We start from the raw sequence: 16,667 nt of genomic DNA, 5'->3' as shown, positions 1-16,667 counted from the left end.
TATCGCGGGCCGCGCCGATAAACCAAGGGAAACGCCGAAATGATCCGCCCGCGCCGCAGTCTTTTGTTCATGCCCGGCTCCAATGCGCGCGCGCTGGAGAAGGGGCGGAACCTGCCGGCCGACGGGCTGATCCTCGATCTCGAGGATTCGGTGGCGCCGGACGCCAAGGCCGCCGCCCGCGACCAGATCGCCAAAGCGGTGGCGGCCGACGGCTACGGCAAGCGGGAACTGCTGATCCGGATCAACAGCCTGGATACGGCGTGGTGGAGCGACGACGTCGCCATGGCCGGACAGGCGGCGACCGACGGCATCCTGGTTCCCAAGGTGTCGACCGTCCAGGACCTCCGCCTGGTCACGGATCGTCTGGCCGAGGTCGGGGCTGATCCGGCGCTGAAGGTATGGGCGATGATCGAGACGGCGCGTGCCGTGCTCGATGCCGATCTGCTCGCGGCCACCGTGCACGAGGACGGCTCGCGGCTCGCTGGCTTCGTGTTCGGGCCCAACGACATCTCGCGCGAGACCCGCATCCGCATGCTGCCGGGCCGCTCCACGATGCTGCCGATGATCAGCCACTGCATCCTGGCGACGCGCGCCCATGGGCTGGAGATTCTGGACGGGCCTTACAGCGATTTCGCCAACACCGACGGCTTCGCGCAGGAATGCATCCAGGCCCGCGATCTCGGCTTCGATGGCAAGACGCTGATCCATCCCGGCCAGATCGATGCGTGCAACGCGATCTTCACCCCGCCGGCCGACGAGGTCGCTGCGGCACGCAAGATCATTGCCGCGTTCGCGCTGCCGGAGAATGCCTCGCGCGGCGCCATCCAGATCGACGGCCGTATGGTCGAGCGGCTGCATGCCGAGATGGCGCGACGCACGATCGCGATCGCCGATGCGATCGCGGCAGTGGCGAAGTGAGGCGTCAGATGCGGCGGAGACTGAGGATGTAGTTGACGAGGTCGCCGCGCTGCTCGGCCGTCAGGATGACGTTCGGCATCGTCGGATGGCTGCTCTGCAGGAACACCTTGAGCGACAGCTCGGTCGTCGACGGCATGTTGGCGACCGCCACGAAATCGGGGGCGGTCGTGGTCTGGGCTCTCGCTCCGCTGGCGTCGATGGCGTGGCAGGTGCTGCACCAGGCCTCCGCCAGCTTGCGCCCCGCCTGCACGCTGTCGGCGGCCGGCGTTACGCCGCCGGCATTGTGCAGCCGGATCAGCAGCATCGCGCCGAGCGCGAGCAGGATCGCGGCGCCGACATGGAGCCAGGTGTTGCGGTGCAGATTCGGCAGGCTCATCGCGTAGCTCCGCTGGGCGGGAGGGAGGTGGCGATCAGTGCTTGACCGCGGCGGCGCCCAGACGGTCGATGGTCGGGGCGTTGAGGCAGTACTCCTCGTAGTGCTCGGCGCTCGTGCCGGCGGCGAGATCGCGATGGCAGCGCGGCTTGTCCTTGCACATGGCGCAGACGCGCTCCATGTCGCGCAGCACCAGCGGCTCGGCGCGCCCCAGCGCGGCCTCGTCGATGCCGAGCGCCTTCAGCATCTGCGGCAGCTCGTCGGCGGCGTGCTCGCCTTGGCGGACCAGCTCGTCGAGATCGGCCGGCGTGACCTGCAGGTCCATCGCGATGCGCTCGAAATCGTCGCGGTCGAGCTGCCGGAGCTCGCTCAGCTCACGCCGGTGCCGGAGCCATTGCGCGAACGTATCGATCAGGAACTGAACCCGCGGATAGGGCTTGGCGTCTACGGTCATGACACGTCTCCGATGATTGACCGCAATCAATCACTGGGTTGCCGCGTGGACGTTGCGGTAGATCAAGCAGCAAATCGGCCCTGCGCCGGCCGCAAAGCTGCGCGGCGACGGTCAGCGCGGGGCAAATCGCTCGGCTGCCCACGCATAGAGGCTGCCGGGGATCGGCGCCTCGCCGCCGCGACCCTTCGGCGAGATGTGCAGGCCGATGATCTGGGGATCAGCGATCAACCCGGAGAAGTCGGACGGATCGAAGAACGCCTTCGGCTCGGCATGCACCGCGTAGAAGCTGCGCTTCGGCAGCGCATGGCGTAGCGAGCCATGGCGGCGGCCGAGCGCCGTCAGCGCGGCCGGGCCGAAGATGGCGACGCGGATGTCCGACAGGCGGTCGGAGCCGCCGCGCAGGCGGCGCAGCGCATAGGTGAGGCGGTGACGCAGCGATAGCCAGTTCGGCGTCAGCTCGTCCTGCGCCATCAGCGCGGTGAATTCGGCGACGATCGGATCCTCCGGCGGCAGGTAGAGCACGGAATTGCCGAGCTGCCGCGGCCGCTCCCAGGCGAAGTAGGGCAGAGCCGGATCAATCTCGACCGGCCTGAGCAGCAGCACGTCGGCATCGAGCCAGAGGCCGGCGCGTTGTGCCATCAGCCGCATCCGGAAGAAGTCGCTGAACTGCAAGGTGGTCCAATCGCGCCAGCTGCCGTCAGGCTGCGGCGGCCTGAGACGTTCGGAGAATGCGTAAGGAAGGATCGCCTCGGCCTCGGCATTGCCGACCCCGTCGGGCAGGCCGGGCAGCGGATCGAAGCTGTAGACCGTGACCTTGTGGCCGGCCGCGAGCTGCGACCGCAGGCAGGTCTGGCGCAGCCGGTCGAGCGGCCCCCGCCAGAAGGTCACGACCTCGGGCACTACACGCGTCAACGGCGGACCTGCTGGGCTGCTCTCGAAACAAGGCCCCGGACGAGGTCCGGGGCCCGTGAACTCACCATCCCTCAGCGGGGCTCAGGCCCAGGCGCGCTCGGCCAGCTTGGCCTCGTAGCTGTCGATCGAGGCCTTCTTCTCCAGCGTCAGCCCGATGTCGTCGAGGCCGTTGAGCAGGCAGTGCTTGCGGAACGGGTCGATGTCGAACTTGACGGTGCCGCCGTCGGGGCCGCGGATCTCCTGCTTGGCGAGGTCGACCGTCAGGGTCGCGTTGGCACCACGCTCGGCGTCGTCGAACAGCTTGTCGAGATCGGCCTGCGACACGCGGATCGGCAGAATGCCGTTCTTGAAGCAGTTGTTGTAGAAGATGTCGCCGAACGAGGTCGAGATCACGCAGCGGATGCCGAAATCGAGCAGCGCCCAGGGGGCGTGCTCACGGCTCGAGCCGCAGCCGAAATTGTCGCCGGCGACCAGGATCTTGGCGTTGCGGTACGCCGGCTGGTTGAGCACGAAATCCGGGTTCTCGCTGCCGTCGTCCTTGTAGCGCTGCTCCGAGAACAGGCCCTTGCCGAGGCCGGTGCGCTTGATGGTCTTCAGGTACTGCTTGGGGATGATCATGTCGGTGTCGACATTGATGATCTTCAGCGGCGCGGCGACGCCTTCCAGCGTGGTGAACTTGTCCATCGGGGCACCTTCGATAATACGGGCAGGCCGCTGTTTAGCCCGAACGGCAGGACGGATAAAGTCAAAATCCCGGTGCTATCGGCGGGATCGTCAGTCGACGGACGCCTCGATCGCCTCCATGTCGTCGTCGGACATTCCGAAATGATGGCCGATCTCGTGGATCAGGACATGGCGGACGATGTGGCCGAGGCTCTCGTCGTGCTCGGCCCAGTAGTCGAGGATCGGTCGGCGATAGAGCCAGATCATGTTGGGCAGGCGCGGCAGGTCGTCATTGCTGCGAAACGGCAGTCCCGTGCCCTGAAACAGGCCGAGCAGGTCGAACTCGCTTTCGGCCTGCATCTCGTCGAGCACCTCCTCGGTCGGAAAGTCGTCGACCCGGATGACGACGCCCTCGCACATCCTGCGAAAATGCTCGGGCAGACGCTCGAACATCTCGTGCGCCATGACTTCCATGTCGGCGAGCGAGGGGGCTTTCAGATCTGTCCACATTGCCGCCTTCTAGCCCGGCTTTGATCATCTTGCATCTTGGTTCTATGACATGTGTGGCGGAGCTGGTTGACGCAGGGGATGAAACCGGCGACCGTGACGCGCGAACTGGGGGTTGGGGGACAGATGAGGCAGATGTCGATGGTGCTGGCCGGAGCGGCGCTGGCTGCGGCGGTCGTGGTCTCGATCTCGGCAGCAGCGCAAGCGGAGCAGGCCGTCGGCGCGCGCGGCGCCGTGCAGAGTGAGGTGAGCACCGATCTCTCCGCGCAGCGCCGGCAACGACGAATCCAGATCTATCCGCGCTACGAGGGTCATTGGCAGCCCGACGTGGTGCCGCGCTTCAATCCGGGGCCGAACGCAGTTCGGGTATGCGATGCCACCTATGTTCCGGAGCATCGGCCGAGCGGCACCGTGATCGTCCCGCATATGAGTTGCATCTGGCGACGCGGCTGACTCCTGGGTCCCCCGCACTGATCGGCTCGGCAGGCGCGCACATGATCTGGTCGCGATCGATCGCGACGTTGCCCTGATGTTACCGTCCGGACACAGTGCCGATATGTCGCGCACTGCGGCGGAACCACGCGCGACATTCGGCATTCTGCTCCTGCGCAGGTCTTCATGTCCCATTCACGTCGCTCGTTCGAGACTGATCTGCGTCGCGCTGCTGCGGCCGCCATTCAGGCAACTGACAAGGCGGAATGTACGGAGCCGGACGTGATGTCAGGCGATCGAGGGAGAAGTTCATGACTGTGATGAAACTGTTGGGCATCGCGGCGGTTGGCGCCGTTCTCGTGATGGCTGCCCCCGCCGAACGCGCGCAGGCGCTGTCGCTGATCAATCCGGGCGCCGCGACCGCGGTGCAGCAGGGCACGGCGCAGGAGACCACTCAGGCGCATTGGCACGGCCGCCGGCATTGGCATCCCCGGCGCCACTATTATCCTCGGCATTACTACCATCCGCGTCATCACTGGCGGCCGCATCACTACGGACATCGCCATCACGGCCGCTGGTAAGTCGCGCTTTCCGTCCGATCGAGACAATGACCGAAATCATGCAGGCCCGCTTTGCGGGCCTGCATGTTGATGGGGCTGGCAACGAGATTCGCCGTGAAACCATCAGTCGACAGAACCTGGTTCGGGATCGGCATTGTCACGGTGGCGATGCTGCTCGCAAGTTCCGCCGCCACCTCTCCTGTCGCCGCAGCTCCCGCCGTTACGCAGGCGCGTCAGACCGTCACGGATGCTGGCCCGCGCCGGCAGGGTCGCCGATCGAAGCCCGTGGTGGCGACGGCAGAGGTGCCGCATTATCTCGACCGTCCCACGGACTACACGCCAGCCTATCCGCCGGGACCCTTGGTTCTGTTCACGCCGTTCTACGATTGAGGCCGTGTCCGCAAGGCGCGTTGCGTTTCCTGCGTGTGGTTAGTTGCGAAGTCCCCGCACGAGCAGCACGTGAGCCGTTGTGCCGTCATCCGTGATCCTGAGTTGCAGGACGACGTAGAGGCTCCCGTGCATTTCCTTCGCCGCGACGCCACGCCGCAGATGCGCGTGCAACGTGCATCATTCATGCCGCATTCACGTCGCTATCTCTACGTTCATGATGGGGGTGCGCGAATCCACCGATCGGACGACCAGCATCGGCGCTGCATGGGTCCATCGTTGCACAGCATTCAGGGAGAAGGGACCATGATGAGGATGAAGGACCAGCGTGCTGGTCTTGCTCGTCGCCTCAGTCTTGCGGCGGCCACACTGTTTGTCTTGGCGGGCGCGTCCGGACGGCCTGCGCTTGCGATGTCGCCGGTGAGTCCCGGTGCCGGCTCCGCCACGCAGACACCTTCGGACGTGTTGGCCGTTCAGGTCCGAGGCCCCGGTGGCGGTGGCGGCGGGCATCCCGGCGGTGGTGGATTCCACGGTGGGGGCGGTGGCGGCTTCCACGGCGGTCCGGCGTTCCACGGCGGAGGCGGTGGCCCGGCGTTCCATGGCGGCGGCGCCATGTTCAGGGGTGGCGGCGGCAGTCCCGCGTTTCATGGGGGAGGACATGCCTTCGGCGGTGGTGGCCCGCGTCCGGCCTTCCACGGTGGTGGCCCGGCATTCCATGGCGGATTCGGTCCGCGGCCGGTGTTCCATGGCGGTGGCTATCATTATCGTCCGCACTACGCCTACCGGCCGTACTTCCACCATCACCGCCGTCATTTCTACGGCTACCGCAGCTACTACACGCCGATTTATACGACGGGCTACTACTATCCCTACCGTCGCTGCCGCGTCGTCTGGACCCATTACGGGCCACGCCGCATCTGCCACTACCGGCATTGGCGGGGTCATCATTGGCGCCATCATCACCGATGGCATCATCGGCACCGCCACCATTGGCGCTACTACTGATCGTGCTTGAAGTTCGTCAAAACAGGAAGGGCGCCCAACGGCGCCCTTCTCTCATTTCAGGGGGATGGAGTGAGGCGCGACAATCAGAGCCAGTCCTTGAACTGCCAGTTCTTCACGCTCAGCTTCCACGGCACCAGCGTCTCGATGCGCCATTTGGCAAAGCGGCCGGGCGGCCAGTTCGACAACCGCCGCTCCTCCTTCGGAGCCTCCGGCTGGGCGATGATCTTGGCGGGCGGTGTCTTGCGGCGCTGGCGCGTCGCATCGCGGATGAGGTCGACGTATTCCGGCTTGTCGGCCATGTCAGGCTCCTCGGCACGTTCCTCTGCAGACGCGGCGCGTCCGGTGGTAGGATTTTGCGCCCGCGGTCCTAAGAAAGTATTGCCGAACTGCCAAGACTTCACTGAAGATTCGTACCGATCATCACGTCGTGCGCCGGAGCGCATCGTCAGGAGCAACCGACCTCACGATCACTGCGAATGTCAGGACTTTGCTTTCTTCGAGGCCAGTTGCATCCGGCTGGTCAGATCGGCTTTCTCCATCAGCTGCTTCTTGGCTTCCAATTGAGTCCTGCTCGCGAGCGCTGCCTTCTCGCTGAGTTGGCGCTTGGCTTCCAACTGATGTTTCGCAACGGCTTCGGCTTTGCTCGCAAGCTGCTTCTTGGCCTCAAGTTGCATTGATGCGGGATCAGACATTGTCGTGCTCCTTCGCAAGTCCGGGGATATGAATTTTTACGAAGTCGACTTGTTCATCCGTAAGCCCATCGAAAAGACGTTCGGCGGTCAGGTCTTCGGCCGTGAGTTGGCAATCCTTGGTAAGGCTGGGGTCCTTGCCTTGTGCAGCAAGGTCGACTTGATGTTCAAAGCCAGCCTGGCAGAGCTTGGAAAGCGCGCAGGTGATGCAATCGCTGCGATCCCGTCGCGCGCTCAAATAGCTCTTCTCTGCGATGCAGAACTCGTCGAAGTCAGGGCCGTCGTAAGGATTTTGAGGATCGACATTGAATGGATGAATCATACGATTCTCCCGCTCGACGGCGCCTAACCGATCAAATCATAAGAGACCTGTCTTCGAATTGCAACCTTGAAGAGTGCAGTCAGTAAACCGCTCGCACTGCAGCAGGTCGATGATCAGTTCGAAATAAATGGCCGGACATCCCGACGTTTCCGGCGCAAAGTTGAAGGCGTCGGCAGGCATAACAAAGGCGACGTTCGTTGACACGAACGTCGCCTTTTGAAGTCGAGCAACGCAGAAAGCGATGACCGGGCGGCTTGATCAGCGCCAGTCGCGCACGTCGACGAAGTGTCCGGCGATCGCAGCCGCCGCGGCCATCGCGGGTGACACCAGGTGGGTGCGGCCCTTGAAGCCCTGGCGGCCTTCGAAGTTGCGGTTCGAGGTCGAGGCGCAGCGCTCTTCCGGCGCCAGCTTGTCCGGGTTCATGGCAAGGCACATCGAGCAGCCCGGCTCGCGCCATTCGAAGCCGGCCTTGATGAAGATCTTGTCGAGGCCCTCGGCCTCGGCCTGCTCCTTGACGATGCCCGAGCCCGGGACGACCATCGCGTTGACGTGGCCGCTGACGGTCTTGCCTTCGGCGATCTTGGCTGCGGCGCGGAGATCCTCGATGCGGCCGTTGGTGCAGGAGCCGATGAAAACGCGGTCGAGCTTGATGTCGGTGATCTTCGTGCCCGCGGTCAGGCCCATGTACTTCAGCGCGCGATGCTTGGAGATGCGCTTGGCCTCGTCTGCGATCTTGTCCGGATCGGGCACCACGCCGGTCACCGAGATCACGTCCTCGGGCGAGGTGCCCCAGGTCACGATCGGCGGCAGCTTGGCGGCGTCGAGCCGGAGCTCGTGGTCGAAATGCGCGCCGTCGTCGGAGCGCAGGGTCTCCCAGTAGCGCATCGCTGCGTCCCAGGCGGCGCCCTGCGGCGCCTTGGGACGGCCGCGCAGGAAGTCGAACGCCTTCTGGTCGGGCGCGACCAGACCGGCGCGCGCGCCGCCCTCGATCGACATGTTGCAGACGGTCATGCGGCCTTCCATCGACAGCGCGCGGATCGCCTCGCCAGCGTATTCCAGCACGTAGCCGGTACCTCCCGCGGTGCCGATCTCGCCGATGATGGCGAGGATGATGTCCTTGCCCGTCACGCCGTCCGGCAGCACGCCGTCGACCGTGACGCGCATGTTCTTCGCCTTCTTCTGGATCAGCGTCTGTGTCGCCAGCACGTGCTCGACCTCGGAGGTGCCGATGCCGTGCGCCAGCGCGCCGAACGCGCCATGCGTCGAGGTGTGGCTGTCACCGCAGACGATCGTGGTGCCGGGCAGCGTAAAACCCTGCTCGGGGCCGATGACGTGGACGATGCCCTGGCGGCGGTCGAATTCGTTGTAATATTCGATGCCGAATTCCTTGGCGTTCTCGGCCAGCGCCTTGATCTGCTCGATGCTCTCCGGATCCGGATTCGGCTTGGAACGGTCGGTGGTCGGCACGTTGTGATCAACCACGGCCAGCGTCTTCTCCGGCGCATGCACCTTGCGCCCGGTGGCGCGCAGGCCTTCGAACGCTTGCGGCGACGTCACCTCGTGCACCAGGTGGCGGTCGATGTAGAGCAGGCAGGTACCGTCCTCGGCTTCGTGCACCAGATGGTCGTTCCAGATCTTGTCGTACAGGGTGGTCGGCTTCGACATGAGCGAATGCTCCCGGGAATTTAAGGTTTGAGACACGACGCGTGACGGGCACGCGCGAACAATCAGGAAGAGGCGCTGCGGCTTACAGCGCGCGCCTAAGCTCGGACGTCGCAGACGTCGCGAACCTTCCGAAGAACCGCCCGGGCAGCCGGCTATGATCGTCGATGACGACGCGGCGGCAGGCCATGCTGGTGCGATCTAGAACCATTTCAGGGCGATATATAGCACGCGGGCAAGGGAGTGCGAGATGCGTTTGCGCCCGCCGTCATTGCGAGCGAAGCGAAGCAATCCAGGGCTGAGCGAGGACTCTGGATTGCTTCGTCGCTCCGCTCCTCGCAATGACGGTGCCCAAAACAAAAAAGCGCGGGACCAGCCCGCGCTTTTCGTCAATCCAATCGAAGCAACGATTACTCGTTCACCGCGGCCTGCTGGCGGTCCTGCTTCTCGACGATGCGGGCCGACTTGCCGCGCAGCTGGCGCAGGTAATACAGCTTGGCGCGACGCACCTTGCCGCGGCGCACGACCTTGATCGAGTCGATCATCGGGGAGAGGATCGGGAACACACGCTCCACGCCCTCGCCGTAGGAGATCTTGCGGACGGTGAAGCTCTCGTTGATGCCGCCGCCGGACCGGCCGATGCAGACGCCTTCATAGGCCTGCACGCGGGTGCGCTCGCCTTCGACCACCTTCACGTTGACGATCACGGTGTCGCCCGGGCCGAACTCCGGAATGGTCTTGTTGGCGGACAGCTTGTCGAACTGCTCTTTTTCGAGCTGCTGAATCAGGTTCACGGGTAAATCTCCATCGGCGGCGCGCCCAGCCGGGTCACGCGGGGGCTGCGCTTGTTCCTGCCGTCACTTGCGGAATTGGGCGCTCCTATAAGCCAAAGCGCGAGGCTTGTCACCCATCTGTCGTGCTTTTTGGCGCTTTTTGGCCGGTCCTGCTTTGTTCCAGGGTCTGGCGCACCTGCCATTCGGCCCACAGATCCGGCCGCCGCGCTTGCGTGAGCGCCTCGGCCTGCGCGCGCCGCCACGCCGCGACCTTGGTGTGATCGCCCGAGGTGAGCACATCCGGAATGGGACGGCCCTCGAACAGCTGCGGGCGCGTGTATTGCGGGTACTCCAGTAGGCCGTCGGAGAAGCTCTCGTCAGTGCCGGATTCGAGCTTGCCCATCACACCGGGCAGCAGTCGCACGCAGGCGTCGATCAGCACCAGCGCGGCGATCTCGCCGCCCGACAGCACATAATCTCCGATCGAGACCTCGATCAGCTCGCGCGCGTCGATGACGCGCTGGTCGATGCCTTCGAAACGGCCGCAAACGATCAGCGGGCCGGGACCGTCGGCAAGCTCGCGGACGAAGGCCTGGGTCAAGGGCCGACCGCGCGGGCTCATCAGCAGCTTCGGCCGTTCGGGTGCAACGGCGGCGGCATCGATCGCGGCGGCCAGCACGTCCGCGCGCAGCACCATTCCCGGGCCGCCTCCAGCCGGCGTATCATCGACACTCCGGTGCTTGTCGGTCGCCGAGGCCCGGATGTCGCGCGCCTCCAGCGTCCAAATGCCGCCAGCCAAGGCTCGGCCGGCCAGGCTCACGCCGAGCGGCCCGGGAAACATCTCGGGAAACAGCGTCAGCACGGTGGCCTGCCAGAGCGGGGCAGAGGGCGGAGGCGAAGCGGTCATGGCGTTCTGTTACGGCACCAGCGCGATGAGATCGAGCCCCTGCATCGGCGATGTATGCTGGTGCGGCTCCACACACCGCTGTCGTCCCGGACAAGCCGTGACGCGCACCAGCGCGCGCGGCGCCGATCCGGGACACATACCGCGTGATTTTCGAAACCCGGCAAGCGGCCAGTCCCGCGCAAGCCAATCAGCTGCGGTGGCTATGGGTCCCCGCTTTCGCGGGGACGACGGGCCGAGTTTGAGGCGGCAGCGTCGCTCTCTTGTGAGGCCGAATCATCGGACGAGTCTTTGTCCTCGCCCTCAATCTCACCTGGCAATTCGATGATCACCCGCCCACCGGCGAGGTCCACCGTCGGCACCACCGCATTGGTGAACGGCAGCATCAGCGTGCTCCCGGAGGGCGGAGCGATCTCGATGATGTCGCCGGCGCCGAAATTATGGATGGCGAGCACGCGGCCGAGCGGGGCGCCTGAGGTGGTCTCGGCGGCCAAGCCGATCAGGTCGGCGTGGTAGTATTCGTCGTCATCGGTCTCGGGCAGGCGCTCGCGCGGCACATAGAGTTCGAGCCCGTTGAGCCGTTCGGCCGCATTGCGGTCCGCGACGCCCTTGATCGCGGCGACCAGATGATCCTTGGCCTCGCGCGCCTTCGCGACCTCGAACGATCGGCTGCCGTCCTTGGTCGTGAGCGGACCGTAATGCAGCACGGCCAGCGGATCCTCGGTGAAGGTCCACAGCCGGACCTCGCCGCGCACGCCGTGCGCGGCGCCGATCCTGGCGACGCAGATGAGCTTGGACATCAGAAGGCCTCGTCCTTCGAGACGGGCGCAAGGGCGCGCTCCTCAGGACGAGGCGCGAGTTCCTCATGCAAGGGAGCACGGCGCAAGCCGTGCGTCTCGAAGCATGAGGCCTCGCTCGTCAAGGGACCTTAGCCCTTGGCGGCGGCTTCGGCCTGCGCCTTGCGCTCCTTGCGCGGCACGGCCTTGATCGGGTTCTGGCGGGCTTCGCGCTTCTTGACGCCGGCTGCATCGAGGAAGCGGGCGACGCGGTCGGACGGCTGCGCGCCCTTGGCGAGCCAGCCCTTCACCTTCTCCATGTCGAGCTTGAGGCGCGCCTCGTTGTCCTTCGGCATCAGCGGATTGAAGTAGCCGAGGCGCTCGATGAAACGGCCGTCACGCGGGAAGCGCGAGTCGGCGACGACAACGTGATAGACCGGGCGCTTCTTGGTGCCGGCACGGGCGAGACGAATGACGACGGACATGAAAGTTCTCCTTAGGTGTCGATGTCTTGATACGAAGTTGGATGGGTCGTCATTGCGAGCGAAGCGAAGCAATCCAGAGCGGCGTGCGCGACTCTGGATTGCTTCGTCGCTTCGCTCCTCGCAATGACGGGAGTGAGGTCATTTCTTCTTCCCCGGAGGCAGGCCGAGACCCGGCAGGGTCGGCTTGCCGCTGAGACCGGTGAGGCCCGGAAGATTGGGCAAGCCGCCGCGCAGGCCAGCGGGAAGATCCTTCGGCAAATTCGGCAGGCCGCCGGGCATGCCGCCCGGCATCTTCTCGGCCATCGCCTTGAGCTGCTCCGGCGAGGGCATGCCGCCACCGCCGCCAAAACCCATCGCCTGGGCGATGCCGGCGAGCGGGCCGCGCTTGCCGGAGCCCATAGCCTTCATCACGTCGGCCATGTTCCGGTGCATCTTCAAGAGCTTGTTGACGTGCTCGACGCTCTGGCCGGAGCCCGCGGCGATGCGCTTCTTGCGGCTCGCCTTCAGCAGGTCGGGATGCTTGCGTTCCTCGCGGGTCATCGAATCGATGATCGCGACCTGCCGCTTGAGGATCTTGTCGTCGATCCCGGCGGCCGCGATCTGGTTCTTCATCTTGGAGATGCCGGGCATCATGCCCATGAGCCCGCTGATGCCGCCCATCTGCGACATCTGCAAGAGCTGCTCGCGCATGTCGTTGAGGTCGAACTGACCCTTGCGCATCTTCTCGGCGGCGCGCGCGGCCTTCTCGGCGTCGATGTTCGCCGCGGCTTTCTCGACCAGCGAGACGATGTCGCCCATGCCGAGGATGCGGCCGGCGATACGCGAGGGATAGAAGTCCTCCAGCGCGTCGGTCTTTTCGCCGGTGCCGAGCAGCTTGATCGGCTTGCCGGTGACAGCGCGCATCGACAGCGCGGCGCCGCCGCGGCCGTCGCCGTCGATACGTGTCAGCGCGATGCCGGTGAGGCCGACGCGCTGGTCGAACGAGCGGGCGAGATTGACGGCGTCCTGGCCGGTCAGCGAATCCGCGACCAGCAGGATCTCGTGCGGGTTGGCGACCGCCTTGATCTCGGCGGCCTCCTTCATCATGTCCTCGTCGAGAGTGGTGCGGCCGGCGGTGTCGAGCAGCACCACGTCATAGCCGCCGAGCTTGGCGGCCTCGATGGCGCGGCGCGCGATCTGCGGCGGCATCTGGCCGGCGACGATCGGCAGGGTCGGAATGTCCAAGTCGCGGCCGAGCACCGCGAGCTGCTCCATGGCGGCCGGACGGTAGACGTCGAGCGAGGCCATCAGCACCTTGCGCTTGTCGCGCTGAACCATGCGCCGGGCGAGCTTGGCAGTGGTGGTGGTCTTGCCCGAGCCCTGCAGGCCGACCATCATGATCGGCACCGGCGGCACGGCATTGAGGTCGATGGTCTGGCCGTCGTCGCCGAGCGTCTTGACCAACTCGTCATGGACGATCTTCACGACCATCTGGCCGGGGGTGACCGACTTGACCACGGTGGCGCCGATCGCCTGCTCGCGCACGCGCTCGGTGAAGCTGCGGACAACCTCCAGTGCGACGTCGGCCTCGAGCAGCGCCCGGCGGACCTCGCGCATCGCGGCGTCGACATCGGCTTCCGAGAGCGAACCACGCCCCGTCAGCCGATCGAGAATGCCGCCAAGCCTTTCCGACAGATTGTCGAACAATGCCGTATCCTTTGCCCTTGCCGGGCGCTCGCTTCATTGCCGCCCGTCATCGCCGCGTGCTGCGGCCTATGACGACCATATAGGCCTCGGCAGATCGGCCGAAACCGTCAGTCCAAACACGTTTGCGCCCGAGGGCGCACAGCGCTGTCGGGCGGTGACCTCCGGCCTCCAGGGCCGGGCGGTGGCTCGAAAAGACGAAACTTTCCGAAATTCGGCCGGGTTAAACCCTCCGCAGCCGCAAAAGTCAAGGAAACTTGCTTCGCGCCGTCCCGTTGCCGGACCCTGTGCGGCCGCTTACCTCTTCAGCCAGTTCAGCTTTGCCTTCGCGAGGACGACCTTGTTGCGCCGTTCCAGGACCTATTCCGGCCCCGTCACCGACCATTTCGACGGCAAGCGCTTCTACGATCCCGACGGCGTTCCGCCCAAATCCCTCTCCCAGGTGCTGCGTTGGCAGTTCGACCGCAACGGCAAGCGTTCCCGCTGGCCGGCCTGGGCGCCGAGCCCGCATGCCGACGCGCCGCCGCACCGGATCGACGGCGAGGCGGTGCGGCTGTCCTTCATCGGCCATGCCAGCTGGCTGGTCCAGACGGGCGGGCTCAACATCCTGGTCGATCCTGTCTGGTCGGAGCGGGTCTCGCCGTTGTCCTTCGCCGGCCCGCGACGCCACAATGATCCCGGCATCGCCTTCGAGGCGTTGCCGCACATCGATGTCGTGCTGGTCTCGCACGGGCACTACGACCATCTCGATATCCGGACCTTGTCGAAGCTGACCGCGCGATTTTCGCCGCGGGTGGTCACACCGCTCGGCAACGACCTCACGATGATCGACGCCGACTCCAAGATCCGCGCCGAGGCCTATGACTGGCACGATCGCGTGACCTTGAACGAGGAGGTCGCGGTGACGCTGGTGCCGACGCGGCACTGGACGGCGCGCGGCCTGTTCGACCGCAACAAGGCATTGTGGGCAAGCTTCGTGCTGGAGACGCCGCGCGGCCGGCTCTACATCGTCTGCGATTCCGGTTACGGCACGGGCAAGCATTTCCGCCGCGTTGCGGAGCAGCACGCGCCGATCAGGCTGGCGATCCTGCCGATCGGCGCCTACGAGCCGCGCTGGTTCATGCGCGACCAGCACATGAACCCGGAGGATGCCGTGCAGGCGCTGCAGGATTGCGGCGCGGAGGCCGCGCTGGCGCATCACCACGGCACGTTCCAGCTGACCGATGAGGCGATCGATGCGCCGGTGCACGCGCTGCACACGGCGCTCGACCAGGCCGGCATCCCACGCGAGCGTTTTGGCGTGTTGAAGCCGGGGCAAGTGGTGGAGATTTAGTCCGCTGCCGCAACAACAATGGTGTCGTCCCGGCCTTGAGCCGGGACCCATAACCACCGAATCAAGTTTTGCGAAGGCCGGCAGCTCCATCTCGCGCGATAACATCCGCCGCGGCGTATGGCTCCCGGCTCAAGGCCGGGACGACACTGAGTTTGTAGTGGCCGCGTCGCGTCTCACAGTATGAGACAGACTTATACCTACTGCGCCGGCTTGATCGCCCAGGTCACGTTGACCGTGATCGACAGCGTCTCCTCGCCCTGTGCCACCGGTGTCGGCGTCGCGGCCATCGGCGCGGCGAAGGTCTTGGCGCGGAACACCGGCGCCGGAGCGCCGTCCTCGGCGATGTTGAGCGGCTGGCCGAGCGTCACGCCAGCGGCCTTGGCGTAGATCTCGGCCTTGCGGCGCGCGTCGGCGACGGCTTTCTCGCGCGCCTGGTCGAGCAGCTTGGACGGCTCGGCGACGCTGAAATAGATGTTGCCGACGTCGTTGGCGCCGGCGCCGACCAGCGTGTCGATGACGCTGGCGACCTTGGCGACATCGTGCACCTTGATGGTGACGCGGTTCGAGGCGCGATAGCCGGTCACGGCCGGCTGGCCCGGCCGGTTCTGCGCATATTGCGGCTGAATCGACAGCCGCGACGTCTGATAGTCCTTGTCGGCGATCCCCGCGCTCTTCAGCGCCTGGAGCACCTTGGCCATCGCGGCATTGTTGGCCTCGGCGGCCTCGCGCGCCGTCTTCGCATCCGACGCCACCCCGGCGTCGATCTGCGCCAGATCCGGCGGCGCCGTCACGCTGGCCTCGCCGCTGACGGTGATTGCCGGGGTGTCCTGGCGCGCGATGTCGTCCGCCAGCGCCGGCAGTGTCGTAGCGGCCGCCAGTGCGGCAACAAACATCGATCTGATCATCATGGTGCTCACTTCAGCGGCACGTAGACGTTGATGACGAGCTTGTCCTCGGCCGTCTTCAAGGGGTCGGTCAAATACTCCTCGATGAAGGTGTCCTTGGCCTCCAGCCGGCGCTCATCAAGGTGGTTGGTGATCGCCTCGTAGGTGTTGTCCATGTTGTCGTAGGAGCCGCGATGGACGAACTTCAGCGCTTTGCCCTCGGGCGACTGGCCGATGCTCATGCCCTTGCCGAGCGTCTTCGGCTCCTGCTCGATCGGCATCTCGGCCAGGAAGGTGAAGCCGGTGTCGTCGGTCGAGGTGTAGACGATCATGCCGTTGCCGGCGGGCTTGATGCCCTGCTTGTCCAGCGTGGCCGACAGCGACTTGAAGGAGTCGATCAGCGTATCGAATGCGTTGTCCCAATTGGCGGTGCCCTTGACGAGGACAACCTTCTTCGCCTCGAGCTTGATCTCGTCACCGAAGGCGTCGCCCGCCTGGGCCGGCGCCGCGGCCGGCGGCGGCGTGGCGGGGGACTGGGCCGCGGTCGGAGATGACGACGGCGCGGGGCTCGCGCTGGCGGCCGGCGTTGGGCTGGTCGCGGGCGCGGGACTGGCCGACGCGGCAGGTGCAGGAGAGGCCGGTGCCGAGGGAGCCGGTAGCACGCTCGGGGCTGGCGCAGGCGTGGCCGATGCCGCCGGAGCCGGCGAGGCCGACGGCGCCTGGGCCCGGGCGGGCGTGCCGCCGAGCAGGAGCGCGACCGAGCTCACGGCCAGAACAAGGCGGAAAGTGCTGAGATTCATTCGACTATTCTCCAGTGGCCGTGCTGCTTTGCCCGGTTCGTGCCGGCGAATGAACCGGTCCTAACATGCTCGGCGGCGCGGCGTCCCATGACAGATGCGTCATGTCGCTCTGCAGGCTGGTCAATGCCGCGCCATTCGCCATATA

General features: G+C 65.7%; 22 protein-coding genes. 6 read left to right on the top strand and 16 right to left on the bottom strand.

Translation table 11 applies throughout. The annotated features are described in order from the left end of the window. Positions 1-39 precede the first annotated feature (39 nt). Positions 40-918 carry a CoA ester lyase gene (locus QW845_RS06225; protein WP_315800741.1) on the top strand — a complete coding sequence of 293 codons (879 nt, stop codon included), beginning with the start codon at positions 40-42 and terminating at the stop codon, positions 916-918. A 4-nt stretch (positions 919-922) separates the two neighbouring features. Here the strand turns inward: QW845_RS06225 and QW845_RS06220 are convergent, their stop codons facing one another. The 5 genes from QW845_RS06220 to QW845_RS06200 form a co-directional block, all read right to left on the bottom strand. After that, on the bottom strand, positions 923-1,294 hold the full coding sequence (locus tag QW845_RS06220; RefSeq protein WP_315800740.1) for a cytochrome c: 372 nt from the start codon (positions 1,292-1,294) through the stop codon (positions 923-925). Between the two features lie 34 nt (positions 1,295-1,328). After that, positions 1,329-1,745: a DUF6455 family protein gene (locus QW845_RS06215; RefSeq protein WP_315800739.1), complete on the bottom strand. Its 417-nt coding sequence runs from the start codon at positions 1,743-1,745 to the stop codon at positions 1,329-1,331. Between the two features lie 111 nt (positions 1,746-1,856). After that, positions 1,857-2,657: a hypothetical protein gene (locus QW845_RS06210; protein ID WP_315800738.1), complete on the bottom strand. Its 801-nt coding sequence runs from the start codon at positions 2,655-2,657 to the stop codon at positions 1,857-1,859. Positions 2,658-2,738: 81 nt separating this feature from the next. Continuing rightward, positions 2,739-3,341 (bottom strand): 3-isopropylmalate dehydratase small subunit, encoded by a 603-nt coding sequence (gene leuD / locus QW845_RS06205; protein ID WP_315800737.1) that lies wholly within the window; start codon positions 3,339-3,341, stop codon positions 2,739-2,741. A gap of 90 nt (positions 3,342-3,431) precedes the next feature. Then, positions 3,432-3,830: a metallopeptidase family protein gene (locus QW845_RS06200; protein ID WP_315800736.1), complete on the bottom strand. Its 399-nt coding sequence runs from the start codon at positions 3,828-3,830 to the stop codon at positions 3,432-3,434. Positions 3,831-3,971: 141 nt separating this feature from the next. Between QW845_RS06200 and QW845_RS06195 the strand changes: the two genes are divergently transcribed. The 4 genes from QW845_RS06195 to QW845_RS06180 all read left to right on the top strand — a co-directional run bounded on the left by QW845_RS06195 (position 3,972) and on the right by QW845_RS06180 (position 6,211). Beyond that, positions 3,972-4,280, top strand: a complete 309-nt coding sequence (locus tag QW845_RS06195; RefSeq protein WP_409997876.1) for a hypothetical protein — start codon at positions 3,972-3,974, stop codon at positions 4,278-4,280. Positions 4,281-4,570: 290 nt separating this feature from the next. Continuing rightward, positions 4,571-4,840 (top strand): hypothetical protein, encoded by a 270-nt coding sequence (locus tag QW845_RS06190; protein ID WP_315800734.1) that lies wholly within the window; start codon positions 4,571-4,573, stop codon positions 4,838-4,840. Between the two features lie 93 nt (positions 4,841-4,933). Further along, positions 4,934-5,209: a hypothetical protein gene (locus tag QW845_RS06185; protein WP_315800733.1), complete on the top strand. Its 276-nt coding sequence runs from the start codon at positions 4,934-4,936 to the stop codon at positions 5,207-5,209. A gap of 303 nt (positions 5,210-5,512) precedes the next feature. Beyond that, positions 5,513-6,211 carry a hypothetical protein gene (locus QW845_RS06180; protein WP_315800732.1) on the top strand — a complete coding sequence of 233 codons (699 nt, stop codon included), beginning with the start codon at positions 5,513-5,515 and terminating at the stop codon, positions 6,209-6,211. Between the two features lie 83 nt (positions 6,212-6,294). Here the strand turns inward: QW845_RS06180 and QW845_RS06175 are convergent, their stop codons facing one another. From QW845_RS06175 to ffh, 9 genes are all read right to left on the bottom strand, one after another. Next, positions 6,295-6,510, bottom strand: coding sequence for a hypothetical protein (locus QW845_RS06175; protein ID WP_315800731.1), 216 nt, complete (start codon positions 6,508-6,510; stop codon positions 6,295-6,297). Positions 6,511-6,690: 180 nt separating this feature from the next. Further along, positions 6,691-6,903 carry a hypothetical protein gene (locus QW845_RS06170; RefSeq protein ID WP_315800730.1) on the bottom strand — a complete coding sequence of 71 codons (213 nt, stop codon included), beginning with the start codon at positions 6,901-6,903 and terminating at the stop codon, positions 6,691-6,693. Continuing rightward, a complete protein-coding gene (locus tag QW845_RS06165; RefSeq protein ID WP_315800729.1) occupies positions 6,896-7,222 on the bottom strand; it encodes a hypothetical protein in 327 nt (108 codons plus the stop codon). The genes QW845_RS06170 and QW845_RS06165 overlap by 8 nt, the downstream gene beginning before the upstream one ends. A gap of 258 nt (positions 7,223-7,480) precedes the next feature. After that, on the bottom strand, positions 7,481-8,887 hold the full coding sequence (gene leuC / locus QW845_RS06160; protein WP_315800728.1) for a 3-isopropylmalate dehydratase large subunit: 1,407 nt from the start codon (positions 8,885-8,887) through the stop codon (positions 7,481-7,483). A gap of 407 nt (positions 8,888-9,294) precedes the next feature. Then, positions 9,295-9,678 (bottom strand): 50S ribosomal protein L19, encoded by a 384-nt coding sequence (gene rplS / locus QW845_RS06155; RefSeq protein WP_315800727.1) that lies wholly within the window; start codon positions 9,676-9,678, stop codon positions 9,295-9,297. 109 nt (positions 9,679-9,787) lie between these two features. Continuing rightward, on the bottom strand, positions 9,788-10,564 hold the full coding sequence (trmD, locus tag QW845_RS06150; RefSeq protein ID WP_315800726.1) for a tRNA (guanosine(37)-N1)-methyltransferase TrmD: 777 nt from the start codon (positions 10,562-10,564) through the stop codon (positions 9,788-9,790). Positions 10,565-10,764: 200 nt separating this feature from the next. Then, on the bottom strand, positions 10,765-11,361 hold the full coding sequence (rimM, locus tag QW845_RS06145; RefSeq protein WP_315800725.1) for a ribosome maturation factor RimM: 597 nt from the start codon (positions 11,359-11,361) through the stop codon (positions 10,765-10,767). A gap of 128 nt (positions 11,362-11,489) precedes the next feature. Further along, positions 11,490-11,822, bottom strand: a complete 333-nt coding sequence (rpsP, locus tag QW845_RS06140) for a 30S ribosomal protein S16 (protein WP_008964221.1) — start codon at positions 11,820-11,822, stop codon at positions 11,490-11,492. Positions 11,823-11,960: 138 nt separating this feature from the next. Beyond that, positions 11,961-13,508, bottom strand: a complete 1,548-nt coding sequence (gene ffh / locus QW845_RS06135; protein ID WP_315800724.1) for a signal recognition particle protein — start codon at positions 13,506-13,508, stop codon at positions 11,961-11,963. 337 nt (positions 13,509-13,845) lie between these two features. On the opposite strand from ffh, the gene QW845_RS06130 reads away from it, so the two are divergent. Continuing rightward, entirely contained in the window at positions 13,846-14,838 is a 993-nt protein-coding gene (locus QW845_RS06130) for an MBL fold metallo-hydrolase (protein WP_315800723.1), read from the top strand. 197 nt (positions 14,839-15,035) lie between these two features. On the opposite strand, the gene QW845_RS06125 is transcribed toward QW845_RS06130, so the two are convergent. Next, the gene (locus QW845_RS06125; protein ID WP_315800722.1) at positions 15,036-15,746 is read right to left on the bottom strand and encodes an SIMPL domain-containing protein; all 711 of its coding nucleotides are present in this window, start codon (positions 15,744-15,746) and stop codon (positions 15,036-15,038) included. A gap of 5 nt (positions 15,747-15,751) precedes the next feature. Beyond that, complete coding sequence (locus tag QW845_RS06120) at positions 15,752-16,522, bottom strand: GyrI-like domain-containing protein (protein ID WP_315800721.1); 771 nt, start codon at positions 16,520-16,522, stop codon at positions 15,752-15,754. Positions 16,523-16,667: the final 145 nt, after the last annotated feature.

It is taken from the genome of Bradyrhizobium sp. SZCCHNS3002, assembly GCF_032377435.1.
Classification (GTDB): domain Bacteria; phylum Pseudomonadota; class Alphaproteobacteria; order Rhizobiales; family Xanthobacteraceae; genus Bradyrhizobium.
Note: the sequence above shows the minus strand (reverse complement) of the source record. Positions and strands in the feature narration are given on the sequence as shown.

Bases quoted from the DNA above. Each gene is read 5' to 3' on its own strand.
- QW845_RS06225 (WP_315800741.1), top strand. From the start codon at position 40: ATGATCCGCCCGCGCCGCAGTCTTTTGTTCATGCCCGGCTCCAATGCG.
- QW845_RS06220 (WP_315800740.1), bottom strand. From the start codon at position 1,294: ATGAGCCTGCCGAATCTGCACCGCAACACCTGGCTCCATGTCGGCGCC.
- QW845_RS06215 (WP_315800739.1), bottom strand. From the start codon at position 1,745: ATGACCGTAGACGCCAAGCCCTATCCGCGGGTTCAGTTCCTGATCGAT.
- leuD (WP_315800737.1), bottom strand. From the start codon at position 3,341: ATGGACAAGTTCACCACGCTGGAAGGCGTCGCCGCGCCGCTGAAGATC.
- QW845_RS06200 (WP_315800736.1), bottom strand. From the start codon at position 3,830: ATGTGGACAGATCTGAAAGCCCCCTCGCTCGCCGACATGGAAGTCATG.
- QW845_RS06190 (WP_315800734.1), top strand. From the start codon at position 4,571: ATGACTGTGATGAAACTGTTGGGCATCGCGGCGGTTGGCGCCGTTCTC.
- QW845_RS06180 (WP_315800732.1), top strand. From the start codon at position 5,513: ATGATGAGGATGAAGGACCAGCGTGCTGGTCTTGCTCGTCGCCTCAGT.
- QW845_RS06175 (WP_315800731.1), bottom strand. From the start codon at position 6,510: ATGGCCGACAAGCCGGAATACGTCGACCTCATCCGCGATGCGACGCGC.
- QW845_RS06170 (WP_315800730.1), bottom strand. From the start codon at position 6,903: ATGTCTGATCCCGCATCAATGCAACTTGAGGCCAAGAAGCAGCTTGCG.
- QW845_RS06165 (WP_315800729.1), bottom strand. From the start codon at position 7,222: ATGATTCATCCATTCAATGTCGATCCTCAAAATCCTTACGACGGCCCT.
- leuC (WP_315800728.1), bottom strand. From the start codon at position 8,887: ATGTCGAAGCCGACCACCCTGTACGACAAGATCTGGAACGACCATCTG.
- trmD (WP_315800726.1), bottom strand. From the start codon at position 10,564: ATGACCGCTTCGCCTCCGCCCTCTGCCCCGCTCTGGCAGGCCACCGTG.
- rimM (WP_315800725.1), bottom strand. From the start codon at position 11,361: ATGTCCAAGCTCATCTGCGTCGCCAGGATCGGCGCCGCGCACGGCGTG.
- rpsP (WP_008964221.1), bottom strand. From the start codon at position 11,822: ATGTCCGTCGTCATTCGTCTCGCCCGTGCCGGCACCAAGAAGCGCCCG.
- QW845_RS06125 (WP_315800722.1), bottom strand. From the start codon at position 15,746: ATGATGATCAGATCGATGTTTGTTGCCGCACTGGCGGCCGCTACGACA.
- QW845_RS06120 (WP_315800721.1), bottom strand. From the start codon at position 16,522: ATGAATCTCAGCACTTTCCGCCTTGTTCTGGCCGTGAGCTCGGTCGCG.